Raw genomic sequence first — 15,557 nt, 5'->3', positions numbered from 1 at the left:
TCGACTACCCTTAAATAACAGACTATGACTAGCGTTAAGCTGAAAGATATTCTATCATTACTAGAAAAAGCAAATAGCATCGGCATAAAAATATCTCTGGATGATAATGAATTAGTGGTGCAGGTCCAGAAGGATCAGGAAATAGACAGCGCTTTTCTGCATGAACTGAAACATAATAAAGAGTATATCGTTGAATATTTAAAAGACCGCAAACAGAATGGGCGAACTGGTTTTACCGGCAGTGTTAGTGCCTATGACAGGAAGGGGATCACGCATATTCCGCTTTCGTATAGCCAGGAACGTTTGTGGTTCATTCATCAGCTGGAAGGCAGCGTGCAGTATCATATACCAGCTATGCTGAGGATCAGCGGTCCCCTGGATAGTCATGTGCTCGCGGATACGTTGCGAACGATTGTTGACCGCCATGAAATATTGCGTACCGTAATAGCGCAGGAAGAAGGCGAAATGTATCAGCGGATATTGGCAAAAGGCCAGCTGCCGTTAACGATTGTTGCTGGTGAAGCATATCGGGAAGATGATAATGCCCTGAAGAATTATGTCAGGCTATTGGCAGATGCACCGTTTGATCTGGAAAAGGATCTCATGCTGCGTGCACATCTGATCGTGCTGGATAAAGAGGAACATGTACTGGTGGTGGTATTGCATCACATCGTTTCAGATGCCTGGTCTTCAGGAATCATATTACAGGAGCTGGTAACCTTGTATGATGCGCATACGGCGGGAAAGACGCTTCAGCTGCCGGACTTGCCGGTACAATATGCGGATTACGCTATCTGGCAACGATCAGAGGTAATAAACGTGGTGCTGGAAAGAAAACTGGAGTACTGGAAAGAGAAACTGAGAGGCGCAACAATGCTGCAACTGCCTTCGGATCATCAGCGTCCGGCAGATCAGCGTTATAGTGGAAGCAGCGCCTCTTTTGTGCTGGACAATGATCTGTCTGCCCGGTTACGGGCCTTATCCCTGCAACAGGATGCTACGTTGTACATGACCATGCTGGCAGTTTTTAAAGTGTTGTTACACCGGTACAGTGGTCAGGATGATATTGTAGTGGGAAGCTCAACTGCCGGGCGTCAGCTGAGAGAGCTGGAAGGACTGGTCGGCTTTTTTTCCAATACGCTCACGCTACGCAGTGACCTTGGGAATGATCCTTCCTTTATATCCTTACTGCAACAGGTAAAGCAAACCACGTTGGAAGCTTTCGATCATCAGGATGTTCCTTTCGGGAAGGTGGTGGAAGCAGTGGTAAAGGAACGGGACAAAAGAGGGAACCCACTATTCCAGGTAATGTTTGTTCAGCAAAACAGATTGGATATTGCCGGCATTGCATTAGGGAAAGCAACAGTGTATCCGGAACTGATTGAACAGACCACATCCAAATTTGACCTGACTCTTTTTATTCAGGAAACATCCACAGGTATAAATGTATACACAGAATATAATGCCGGCCTGTTTACACCGGATACCATAGACCGTCTGCAGGGGCATTTTGAAGTGTTACTGCGGGCTGCTGTAGATGCACCTGCTGCACATATAAGCTCGCTGAATATGCTGCGTTCTGATGAAAGAATGTTGCTGCTGAACGGGTCTGACAAGGAAGCGCAGTATCTGCCCCTGTCGGATAAATCAATTCTGACGCAATTTGAAGAGCAGGCTGTCCGTCACCCGAACACTATTGCGCTTATATCTGAAAACAATACGATCACCTACAGGCATCTGAACGAACGTGCTAATCAACTGGCCAATTACCTGCGAAGCAACGGGGTTGGTGCAGGGACATTGGTGCCGGTCTGTATGGAGCGCTCGTCAGAGATGATCGTTGCCATACTGGGGATATTGAAAGCTGGCGGAGCTTATGTTCCACTGGAACCTACCCTTCCAGCAGAAAGGATAGCATACGTACTGACCGATACGGCAGCTACTGTTGTCATCAGCAATAGTCTGTACAAAAGCATATTGCCGGGAACCGGCACATGCGGGATCATTTCCACAGATGATGATGCAGCAGAGATAAGCAGCTTCCCGACTGAGGCGCCTGGCGTATGTCCTGCCGCTGATCAACTGCTGTATGTTATCTATACATCAGGGAGCACCGGTAAACCCAAGGGAGTGATGGTGACGCACGGCAATATTACAGATTATATGGCCGGTCTTCAGGCCCGCCTGAATATTGACAGCTGTCGTTCTTTCGGATTGCTCTCCAGTATAGCCACAGATCTGGGCAACACAGTCATATACAGCTCCCTGGCGGTTGGGGGCACTTTACATGTGCTTTCAAAAGCACTGACCAATGATGCAGAAAAAATTAAAGCATATTTTAATCAGCATCGTATTGATTGTATCAAAGTAGTTCCTTCGCACTGGAAAGCATTATGCGCTGAAGATGCGCTGCTGCTGCCGGAAAAGCTGCTGATCTTCGGAGGAGAAGCGCTGGAAGTTGCAGTAGTGGAAAAGATACGCCGTTCAGGCACAGCATGCACAGTAGTGAATCACTATGGCCCAACGGAAACGACTATAGGAAAACTACTGCATATAGTAGAGGACGGGCGTTTGTATGAAGATACCATCCCCATAGGCAAACCATTTTCTTCGGCGTATATATACATACTCGACACTGTTGGTAATCCCTGTCCGGTGGGTATTCCAGGAGAATTATACATAGGCGGCAAAGGTGTGGCGCAAGGTTATCTGAATAACGCGGCGCTGACAACTGAGCGGTTTATACATGACCCTTTCAGGACCGGCTCAGAGAAGTTGTACCGCACCGGTGATCGGGTGAAATACCTGGCGGATGGCAACGTTGTTTTTCTGGGGCGTATAGACAACCAGGTGAAAATCCGTGGTTACCGTGTAGAGCCGGGGGAAATAGAAAACGTGATTATGCAGCATGCGGATATTATACAGGCAGTGGTGCAGGTGCGCGAAGATAACAGCGGAAACAGCCGGTTGGTGGGCTATGTGCAGCCGCACTCCCATGCAGACATAACAAGCCTTGAAGCATATCTGAAAGAGCAATTGCCGGATTATATGGTACCCTCGTCATGGGTCGTGATGGAGCAGTTCCCGCAGCTCCCCAACGGAAAGATAGACCGTCGTTCCCTGCCGGTAGATGATGTGGCCTCGTCCATATCAGGTTATGTGGCACCGGTAACAGACATAGAGCGGGACCTGGCGGATATCTGGTCAGATCTGCTGAAAGTGGAACAGGTAGGGTTGTATGATGATTTTTTTGCGCTGGGAGGTCATTCCCTGCTCGCTATCCGGCTGATTTCCTCGATCAGGAAGAAGTTGCAGACCGAAGTCGCGATAGGAGACATCTTTGATTATCCTACGATCGCTGCTTTGTCTGCGCAGTTGCTGCACCGCTCAGAAGCAACGCTGGCGCTGGTAATAAAGAGCCACACGCGGCCGGAGTATATCCCACTTTCATATAGCCAGGAACGTTTGTGGTTCATCGATCAGCTGGAAGGGAGTATACAGTACAACAGACCTGCCGTGCTGCGGCTGAAGGGCACACTGAAAATAAAGGCGCTCGATGATGCATTGAGGGAGATCGTTAACCGGCATGAAGTATTGAGAACAGTGATCAGGTCGAAGGATGGCCAGCCTTATCAGTATGTGCTTGGAAAAGATACCTGGAGGCTCAGACTGACGGAAAGAACGTTACCACATGCTGCTGTTTCTGCTCATATAAAGGCATTGGTTGAGGAGCCATTCGATTTGTCGGCGGATCATATGTTGCGCGCGCATCTGATTGCGCAGGAAGATGATCACCTGCTTGTAATAGTGCTGCATCATATTGCTTCTGATGGCTGGTCATTAGGCATTCTGGTGCGGGAGCTGACAACGTTGTATAATGCTTATGCCGTCGGGAATGGCGTGCAGCTACCGGCGCCCGGTATACAATATGCTGATTACGCCATATGGCAACGTGCTCATTTGTCCGGCCCCGTATTGGAAGAAAAGCTGGCTTACTGGCAGCAGAAACTATCTGGTATAACAACCTTGCGACTGCCATCAGATTATTCCAGGCCTGCTCTACAAAGTACCCGCGGCGATGTGATTAATTTCAATATCAGTAAATCAGTGATGCTGGAGTTACAGCAACTGGGCCGGCTGTATGGGGGAACCTTGTATATGACACTGCTGGCGGCATTCAAGGTATTGTTGTATCGGTATAGCGGACAGGAAGATATTTGTGTAGGCAGCCCGGTGTCAGGCAGATCACAACTGGAAACCGAAGAACTGATAGGATTTTTTATCAATACGCTGACTTTAAGAAGTAATCTGCATGATAACCCTTCTTTTTCCAGCTTGCTTCAGCAGATAAAAGAAACGGCACTGGAGGCCTTTGCACATCAGGAAGTGCCTTTCGGAAAAATAGTGGAAGCAGTGGTGAAAGAACGGGATGCAGGCAGAAGTCCGTTGTTCCAGGTATTGTTTTCATTACAGAACACCCCAGACATTCCGGAGTTGTATTTAAATGAACTACAGGTATCTGAAATGCAGGTGGAGCACTCCACTGCACAATTTGATCTGGCCGTTTCCATGCGTGAAACAGAAAACGGATTATGGGGAGATATAGAATACAGCACAGACTTATTCAGTGCTGATACCATTCGCCGGATGATCCGCCACTTTCAGCGGTTGCTGGAAGCTGTTGCCCAATCGCCCGATGAAAGAATAGACAACCTGGAAATGTTGACTGCTGAAGAAGAGCATACCCTGTTGTCAATATCAGCAGGACAAACGACAGAAAATTTATTACATTCCGGGAAAACTGTTGTCAGTCTGTTCGAAGAGCGGGTAACAAATATACCTGATACAACTGCTGTCATTACAGCGGGAGGTTCTTTCTCTTTCAGGGACATCGATACACGGGCCAATCAGCTGGCGCATTACCTCATCGCCAGCGGGGTGAAGGAAGAAACATTGGTGCCGCTTTGCATGGATTTGTCGGTGGAAATGATAATAGGGATACTGGGTGTACTGAAAGCAGGAGCTGCATATGTACCACTGGACCCGGGGCTGCCTCCGGCACGCCTGGAATACATGTTGAAAGATACAGCGGCAATTGTTGTTATCACTAATCGCAAGACCCATCAGACCCTGCATAACCAGACAAACATCAAGACTCTCATACTGGATATAAACGGAGATGCAACCCATCACTATCCTGTATTTGCTCCTGCTGTTACGCCGGATCTGCATCACCTGGCTTATGTGATTTATACTTCAGGCAGTACGGGCGTTCCTAAAGGAGTAATGGTCGCGCACGGAAATTTGCTGCATTATCTTCTCAACAGTAAGACAGCCTATCTCAATGAAAATAAAACAGGTACAGGCAGTTATTTACATCTGTCCTATACTTTTGACGCCTCCCTCACAGCGCTGTTCATGCCTTTGCTGGCAGGAAAATCTATTGTGCTGGGAAGTGGCAATCAGGCTACGGCATTTGAAGATCCCCTGTTCTGGAAATATGCGCCATACGATTTTATCAAATTAACACCGGCTCATTTGCCATTGCTTGAAGTGGCCATGAACAACCATCCGGCTGAATACCCGGCGGAAAAGCTGGTGTTGGGAGGAGAGGCGCTGCAATTGACGGCGCTCCGGTATTTGCTGGATAAGAAGTGGGATATCGAAATTATTAATGAATATGGTCCAACGGAAGCAACGGTAGGATGCAGTATATACCGGTTCAATACCCAAGACCCTATTGATGTTCAAAACAATACTATTCCCATTGGAAAACCCATTGATAACACAGCAATTTACATCTTCGATCGTAACCTGAAAATGACACCGGTAGGCATTGCCGGCGAAATCTATATAGGCGGCGGCGGTGTGGCGCGTGGTTATCTCCATCTTCCGGAGTTGACTTCAGACCGCTTTGTATCTGCATCTTCCGCTCATGGCGGGAGAGAGCGGTTATATCGTACCGGAGATATAGCGAAATGGTTGCCGGATGGTAATATCGAATACCTTGGAAGAGAGGACGACCAGGTGAAGATAAGAGGGTATCGTATCGCACTCGGTGAAATAGAAGGGGTGCTGACACGGTGTACACTGGTGAGACAAGCGGTGGTGATATTTGATACCGATGAAAATGGCAACCAGCGCCTGATAGGATATGTTGTGCCGGAAGGGGATTTTGACCAGAAAGGCATTGATGCCTATCTGAAAGAGCACCTGCCTCATTATATGCTACCATCTTTTCTCATCGGGGTACCGGAGCTGGCACTGACCGTAAATGGAAAGATTGACAGGAAATCCCTGCCGGCCCCTGATACTTCAGTACAGATAATATCTGCGTATATAGCTCCCCGTAGTGAAACAGAAAAAACTATGGCGGCCATCTGGGAGTCACTGCTGGATGTAACCGGAATAGGCATATACGACGACTTTTTCACCCTCGGTGGCCATTCTTTGCTGGCTGTACGCCTGTTATCAGCCATCAAAAAGTCATTGCAGACAGACTTGTCTGTAAGTGATATTTTCTCATCCCCCACCATTGCATCGTTATGCGAACTGATAACAACACGTTCCGGGAAGCTGTTGCTGCCTGCAATAACAGCTGCTGAAAGACCAAAGCATATCCCGCTTTCGTATAGCCAGGAACGTTTGTGGTTCATCGATCAGCTGGAAGGCAGTACGCAGTATCACATACCGGCGGTGTTGCGTCTCGAAGGCCATCTCAACAGGAACGCACTGGGCAATGCGCTGCAGACCATTGTAAACCGGCACGAAGTACTGAGAACCGTAATATCCCAGAATGGAGGTCATGCTTATCAGCAGGTACTTGATAAAGGATCCTGGCAGATGATCATCACCGATAGTTCAGGAGCAGGCGCCGGTAATGAGAATGCCTACATAAAATCACTGATTGATGTGCCGTTTGATCTGTCAAAAGACCACATGTTGCGCGCTCACCTTGTAGTACTCGAAGAAAACGTACATCTCCTTGTAGTAACCCTGCACCATATCGCTTCCGATGGCTGGTCCGCCAGTATCATTGTGAAGGAGTTGGTGGAGCTGTATAATGCATACACGGAAGGCCGGGAGCCAATATTACCAGCATTGAACATACAGTACGCAGATTACGCCCTTTGGCAACGCAGGCATCTGCAGGGAGCAGCATTAAACAAACAGTTGACCTACTGGAAGAAAAAACTCACCGGTGTACCGTCATTAGACCTGCCTCTGGACTATGAACGCCCCGTTGTAAATACAACAGCGGGAGGGCTGGTCACATTGATGATCGATAACGGGTTGGCGGAAGATGTCAGGAATCTGTCCCGGCAATTTAAAGTTACGTTGTACATGACGCTGCTGGCAGCGTTTAAAGTCCTGCTGTATCGTTACAGCGGACAAAAAGATATATGCGTCGGCGGCGCCATTGCGGCAAGGTTGCAACAGGAAACAGAAGGGTTGATCGGTTTTTTTGTGAACTCGCTCGTTTTGCGCAGTGACCTCGGTGGTAACCCTTCTTTTGCAGACCTGTTACTTCGTGTAAAAGAAACTATGCTGGAAGCATATGATAACCAGGAAGCGCCTTTTGAGAAAATTGTAGAAATGCTGATGGGTGAACGGGATGTAAATAAGAACCCATTGTTCCAGGTGATGTTCGTATTGCAAAACACACCGGAAGAGCCGGAAATAAGACTGGGAGATGTATCCCTGTCGGTGGAAATATTTCCGCATACTACCAGCAGGTTAGATCTGGGACTGGCGATAACGGAAGAACCGGAAGGGTTGAGATTGGATATGGAATATCGTACTGATTTATTCAAACAGGAAACAATAAACGGGATGTTAAAACATTACGAAGCATTGTTACGGTCAGCCGTCAATGCACACGAAAAGCCGATGGGCGCACTCAGCATGCTGAGTGATGCAGAGCAGCAGCAGCTGTTGGTTGGGTTTAATAGCAGTACTTCCGGCACAGAGAGATCAGTTGTGCGGCTGTTTGAAGAGCAGGTGAATAACACGCCTGATGCCGTTGCGCTGGTATTTGAAGATATGGTTCTTACTTATCGGCAGCTGGACCAGCGCGCCAATCAGCTGGGACACTACCTGAGAATGAAAGGCGTGAAGGAAGAAACGTTGGTGCCTTTGTGTATAGACCGCACTCCGGATATGATCGTGGGGATACTGGGTATCCTGAAGGCCGGTGGTGCATATGTTCCGATAGATCCATCCATTCCTGCTGAAAGGATAACATTTATGCTGAAAGATATTGCAGCGCAGGTTATGGTCAGCAATACCCTGTGTAAATTATGTATAAAGGGTGAGAGTGAAATAGAGATAGTAGTACTGGATGATGACTGGGAGGATATTTCGCGCCAGCCTGTAACAAAGGTTGCCAGTCGCCTGAAAGAGGAGAATGTGGCTTATGTTATCTATACCTCCGGCTCCACAGGCAAACCGAAAGGAGTTCTCATCGAACACCGGTCATTGATCAATCTGATTGTTCATCAGAGTAAGATATTTGATATTAAATCCGATGAACGCGTGTTGCTGTTATCCAATTACAGCTTTGATGCGTCGGTAGAGCAAATATTCTTTGCACTCCTGAATGGCGCTGCACTGGTACTTGCTCCTTCAGATATACAGCTGGATATTCGTTTGTTTGAACAGTTTTTAAGAGATGCCCGGATAACACACCTGGAAGCTACTCCAGGGTTTCTGGCTACTATAAATCCTGGTAAATATGACAGTCTCAGAAGGATGATTTCCGGTGGAGAACTTTGTAAAAGAGAGCTGGCAGAGAAATGGTACAAACAACTCGATTTTTACAATGTCTATGGGCCTACAGAAGCTACCATTTCAGCAGTTGCTTATCATTATCTTCCTGGTAGTCGCGATAAAAGCGCTGCATTACCGATTGGTAAGCCGCTGACGAATGTTACTGTCTATATTCTGGATGAATATGACAATGCAGTACCAGTGGGTGCTGCAGGTGAGCTTTGCATCGGCGGACCCGGTGTGGCGCGCGGATATTTGAACAACCCGGAACTGACAACACAGAAATTTATTGCAGATCCGTTCAGCCAGGTGGCAGGCGCCAGGTTGTACAAGACTGGAGATAAAGCAAGATGGTTATCAGATGGTAATATCGAATACCTTGGCCGTTTGGATGATCAGGTGAAGATACGCGGATACCGTGTGGAATTAGGAGAGCTGGAATATACGCTGAATCAGCAGGATGCCATAACCGCCTGTTGCGTGGTCATGAAACCGGGACAGGCAGGCAATAATAAGCTGGTGAGTTATTATGTGCCGGATAAACAAACTGTGAAGAGGAGAGAACAGGAACTCTTCCTGAAGCAGGTAGAGAACTGGAAAGAACTGTATGATACGGAATACACAAAGAATGAAGAAGCGTTTATTGCAGATGAAGAATTTAATATAGAAGGATGGAACGACAGCTTTACCGGCAGCCCCATTGCTGCGGATGAGATGCGCGAGTGGCAGCAGGATATTCTTGATGTGATTCTGTCGCATAAGCCTGTAAATGTACTGGAGATAGGATGCGGATCAGGGCTCATCTATTATCCGCTTGCGGGACATATAAAACGGTACATCGGTACAGACTTTTCAGCCGTCTCCCTCCGGAAGATCCGGAACAGGATCGATAATGGAGGAAAAGTATATCCGTCTACACTGCTGAAAACCTGCGCTGCCCACGAGATAACATTGGATGGAAATGAAGTGGTGGATACTATTGTGCTTAATTCTGTTGTACAGTATTTTCCGGGAGAGAATTACCTGACAGATGTGATCGCGGCAAGCATCCCGTTGCTGAAAGGGAAAGGACAGATCATTATTGGCGATGTAAGGGACTATCGGTTGCTACAGCATTTCAGGAGCAGGGTAAGGCTGCCTGAATTCCAGGACAAGCATAGTGTGAAGGAATTTATGTGGGAAGTGAACAGAGATTTGTTGAAAGAACAGGAACTATGTCTTGCACCGGAATATTTCCATCACCTGAAAACATTGTTTCCCGAAATCACGCACATTGCTTTACAGTGGAAGAAGGGCGATTATATCAATGAACTGATTTTGTATCGCTATACGGTGATCATTTACGTGGGAGTTGAGCAACCGGTGCTGAAGCCGGAATGGCAGCAATGGGAGCAGGCTTCCGGCAGCGGGGATGTTATCAGTGCGCTGAATCGGAAGGTCCCCGTTGTTGCGTTGCAGGGCGTGCCCAATCCGCGCCTGCAAATGGATATATTACTGGAGAAAGGATTGAAGGATTCTTTTGTTACTTCAACCGGCGACCTGTCAGCATATATCGCGCAGGATGACCGTGATTGCAGCCGTGTAAATGAATTGTTGCTGGCTGCAGTATCGAATGGGTATCATTATCGGTTTTTATTGAATGAAGATCCACTGAAAACAGATTTATTAATCGAGCTGGAACCTTTTGCCGGCTTTGTATCCTCAGCTTATGATCATCAGCATTCTTTAACAGCGGTGTTAGGAAATAATCCTTTATTCAATGATTTCAGCGAATCGTTGCATCAGGATATACGCCGGCGCCTGAAGGAACAGTTGCCGGAATACATGATCCCTGCAGAATTTGTACCATTACCCAAGCTGCCGCTGACTACTAACGGTAAAGCTGACCGGCAGTTCCTGAGTACGTGGGCAGACCAGCGTGAAAGCAGTATAGACCGGTATGAAGCTCCAGCCACCGAAATAGAAAGACACCTTGCCGGCATCTGGCAGGACTTACTGGGAGTGCCGCGCATAGGATTGCATGATAATTTTTTCGAACTGGGTGGAGACTCTATCATCACCATACAGGTAATAAGCCGCGCCAGACATGCAGGATATGAACTGCATCCACGGGATCTGTTCCTGTATCAGACAGTGGCTAAATTAGCCACGTTACTGACAGGTAAGACAACGCAGCAAATAGTGGGTGAGCAGGGTTTATTGACAGGTAACAGTGGCCTGCTGCCTATACAACAATGGTACTTTGATCTGGATAATCCCACTGATACACATTTCAATCAGAGTATTCTGCTGGCTGTAGATAAACGGGTGTCATCCGGGCGGTTATCTGCTGCTGTCAGCAGTTTGCTGCAGTATCATGATGCTTTACGGTTTTCATACAGGCGGGCGGACGGCAAGTGGGAACAGCGATACACAGAAGATGGCGGTAAACTGGAGATAGTGGATTTACAACCGTTACCAGTTAAGAATTTGTCGGTTGTTATTGCAGGATATGCAGATATTTATCAGCATACCACAAATCCGGCAACAGGACTTATGTTACGGGCCGTGTTATTATTAACGCCGGCTGCTGAGTCACATAACCGTTTATTGCTCGTGGTACATCATCTGGCGATAGATAGTGTATCCTGGCGTATCCTGCTTGATGATCTGCATTTGCTGCTGAAAGATGAAAGCGATAATTCCGAAGCGGTATTGGGCAGAAAAGGAAGCTCATACAGGCAATGGTATGAGGCATTGGCCGCTTATGGCAGCCGTCCGAGGTTATTGGGTCAGATACCGTACTGGGAACAGGTAGTTAAAGATCACGTCCGTTTGCCGGTGGATACTGAATATGAAGGCACTGTGACAATAGCAGATATGGAAGATCTCCACATCCGCCTTGATGCCTTACAGACACAGCGCCTGTTGCAGGAAGTTCCCCGTGCCTATCATACCGAGATCAACGATGTGCTGCTATGCGCATTGGCCCTTACTTTGTTGGCATGGAGCGGGCATCATAAAGTGTCAATCGGACTGGAAAGTCATGGAAGAGAAGATCATATTGTTCCTGATATAGACACCAGTCATACAGTAGGCTGGTTTACCAACATGTATCCGGTATCATTGGAAATGAAGGCGGATAGTGGTTGGGGAGAACAACTGAAATCAGTAAAAGAACAGCTGCGTAAAATAGTAGACAAAGGCATCGGCTACGGGGTGCTGAAGTATATTAACCGGGAAGATTTCCTGCAGACCGGTGACGCATGGGATATTGTATTCAATTACCTCGGGCAGACAGATAACGTCGCAGAGCAGGACGGAATAATACATGTTGCGACAGAACCCACCGGAGCCGGTATAGGAGAAGGCTTTCCCATACGGTATAAGCTGATGGTGACTTGCAGCGTGTATAACGGAGAACTGATATTCCGCTGGGGATTCAGCAAACCACATTATACAGCCGGCACTATCGAAAAACTGACGGATACTTTTTTGTCTTTCCTCAATACCCTCATCGATCACTGTACAGAACAGGCAGTAACCGGTACTGTTTTTACACCTGCTGATTATGGTCTCGGTAACGAAGTAAGTATTGAAGAACTGGACAGGTTTTTAGATGCTCCTTACAATGGTAAGCCGAGAAGAGCGCAGATCCAAGGTTTGTACCGGTTAAGCAATCTGCAGGAGGGAATGTTGTTCCATGCATTGTACAACAGGCAGGCAGGTATTTATACAGAGCAATTGTCGGGTGAACTGATAGGCCTGAAGGAAACTGCATTCCTGCAAAGTTGGGAGCATCTGATGCAGTGTTACACTGTTTTAAGGAGCGCCTTCTATCATAATGAACTGAAGGTGCCGGTGCAATGTGTATACCGCGATGTTACATTACCATTGACTGTGCTTGATTACCGCGGGATGACCGGAGAAGAGCAACAACAGGCCCTGACAGCCTATGAAGCAGCTGACCGCGCTAAAGGAATTGATCTGGCGGCAGCGCCGCTGATGCGGATAAGCGTGATCCGTTTGGAGGGCGATCGTTACTGGCTGCTATGGACATTCCATCATATTCTGCTGGATGGCTGGTCTATTTCGCTGCTGGTGGAGAAATTGCTGGACACATATGCATTGCTGGCAACCGGAGCAGCATTACCGGAGGTAACCGAAGATCGGTACGAAGACTATATCCGTTACCAGGAGCGCCTGGATAAGGACGTTGCAAAGTCATACTGGCGCCGCTACCTCGAAGGCCTGAATGAAGGATGCCTGCTGCCATTCACTACCACGGCGTCCGATAGTAGCAGCGATGCCGGCGCGCCTGCCGTGTCTGCATTCAAACTGGATGTAGCTACTACTGCCAGTTTAAAAAAATATACCCAACGTCATCGTATCACATTGAATACATTAATGCAGGGAGTATGGGCATACCTTTTATACCGTTATACTTCACGCGAAGATGTGGTATTCGGCGTAACAGTGTCTGGCCGGCCGGATAATTTGCCTGGAGTAGAGCAACGCGTTGGCCTATACATCAATACGCTGCCCCTGCATATGAAGGTAGACACAGGCAGGAATATAACGGAGTGGTTGCGGGATATCCAGATGCAACAGTTGCAGAGCCGGATTTACCAATACTTCAATCTCAATGAAATTCAGCGTGAGACAGCTGTCACCGGCGATATGTTTGACAGCGTGCTGGTATTTGAGAATTATCCGGAAGGAGAAAACACTTCCCGGCCACTGCAATTACAGATAGAAAATGTTGCAGTGAAGGAGCGGATCAGTTACCCGTTAAGTATCACTATAGGCGCTACAGAGGAAATAAAAATCAGGTTCACCTATAATGAGGTAATGTTGCCGGCTGCCTACGCGGAGGCCATAGCTGCTCATTTCAGGCAGGTGCTGCTACAGATAGCTTCCCCCGGAACTGATACGCTTGGAGCCATATCGTTACTGACACCAGAAGAACAGCATCGGATACTGAATATATTCAATAATACACAAGTAGTATATAACAGCGGGGATACAATTGCAGATCAGATTATAAAACAGGCGCATCTTAATCCTGATGCAATTGCTCTTGTATACGGGAAAACTCAATGGTCGTACGCCCGGCTACACGAACGGTCCAATCAGCTGGCACATTACCTGCGCAGTCTTGGTGTACAGAAAGAAACGCTGGTGCCGGTATGCCTGGAGCGATCCCCGGAGATCGTCGTAGCTATGCTGGGAATTATAAAGGCAGGCGGCGCCTATGTGCCTATTGATCCGGCCTATCCACCGGAACGTATCAACTATATGCTGACCGATACCGGTGCAGAAATAATTATTACCAGCAATGATATTATACTGGATCTTACAGAGCGGGAAACACCTGTAAAAATAATTGTACCGGATGATGCTATTGCCTATCCGGTAACGGAGACGGGAATACCTCTGGATGAAGAGCAGCTGGCAAATGTAATTTATACTTCCGGATCAACAGGTAATCCCAAAGGAGTGATGATTGCACATAAGGGCCTGATGAACATGGTTCACTGGTATACGAAGGCTTATGATGTTACATCATCAGCCAGGGCAACAGTGGTTACCGGGGTAGGCTTCGATGTTTTTGGTTGGGAAGTGTGGCCGCATTTGTGTAGCGGCGCCACTGTATTCATGCTGGATGATACGGTACGATCTTCACCTCATGGTCTCGAACGAATATACACCCGGCATGAGATCACACACAGTCTTGTTTTTACCGCCATCTTCGGAGATGTAATAAGACAAATAAGAAATAAACCACTTGCGCTTAAATATCTGCTTACTGGTGGTGACAGACTCGGTCCGACCGATATAACCGGTTTAACATGCAGGTTATTTAACAACTACGGGCCTACAGAGAATAGTGTAATCACAACCTATTATGAATTATCAGAGAAAGACAAAGATGCAATACCTCCAATAGGTATCCCTGTAAATAATACCATTGTTTACATCATCAACAAGGAGCAGCAGTTATGTCCGGTTGGTGTCTGGGGTGAAATCTGCGTATCCGGAAAAGGTGTCTCCCGTGGTTACCTGCACCAGGATGAGCTGACCCGGGAAAAATTTGTTGCTAATCCGTTTGATGCGACGCCTGGCTCAAGGATGTATAAAACAGGAGATATCGGTAGGTGGCTGCCCGATGGTAATATAGAATACCTGGGCCGCAGAGATGAACAGGTGAAGATCCGCGGGTACCGTATAGAACTGGGCGAAATAGAGCAAACGTTGCAGCAATGTTCGTTAGTGGATCAGGCAGTGGTGTCGGTCAGCACAGACAGCAACGGGAATAAGCGCCTGATCGGTTATGTGGTGGCCAGGAACAATTTCGACAAAGAAGAAATAGCAGCATTTCTCTCCGCTAAACTGCCGGAATATATGATCCCGTCTTTATTTATCGCAATGGAAAAACTGCCGCTTACTGCCAATGGTAAGATAGACCGGAAGGCGTTGCCGGACCCTGAAGTACAGCACAATATATACGTGGCGCCTTCCAACGAAGTAGAACAAACATTGCTGGATATATGGCAGGGATTACTGTCAACAGACCGGATAGGAACTGCAGATGATTTCTTTGAGGTGGGGGGCGATTCACTGCTGGCAGTAAGAGTGATAGCTCATATCAAGGATGTATACAACATAAATGTATCAGTCAGTACAGTGTTTGAATGCAGGAACGTGGTCCGGCTGGCGGAATATGTAATGGCGATGACAGGAAGCCCGGAAACAGGCTCCCGCACAGAATTTGAAACTTATGAAATATAACAGGCTGCTGCCTGATT

1 protein-coding gene is annotated in these 15,557 nt (G+C 47.5%); it reads left to right on the top strand.

What is annotated here, in order from left to right; all coding sequences use genetic code 11:
- The first annotated feature begins 24 nt into the window (after window positions 1-24).
- Window positions 25-15,540 (top strand): non-ribosomal peptide synthetase, encoded by a 15,516-nt coding sequence (locus KD145_RS03825; protein ID WP_212004587.1) that lies wholly within the window; start codon window positions 25-27, stop codon window positions 15,538-15,540.
- The last annotated feature ends 17 nt before the right edge of the window (window positions 15,541-15,557 follow it).

Source organism: Chitinophaga sp. HK235 (assembly GCF_018255755.1).
Classification (GTDB): Bacteria; Bacteroidota; Bacteroidia; order Chitinophagales; family Chitinophagaceae; genus Chitinophaga.
The sequence above is the reverse complement of the archived record's forward strand: the minus strand, read 5'-3'. Positions and strand labels throughout refer to the sequence as shown.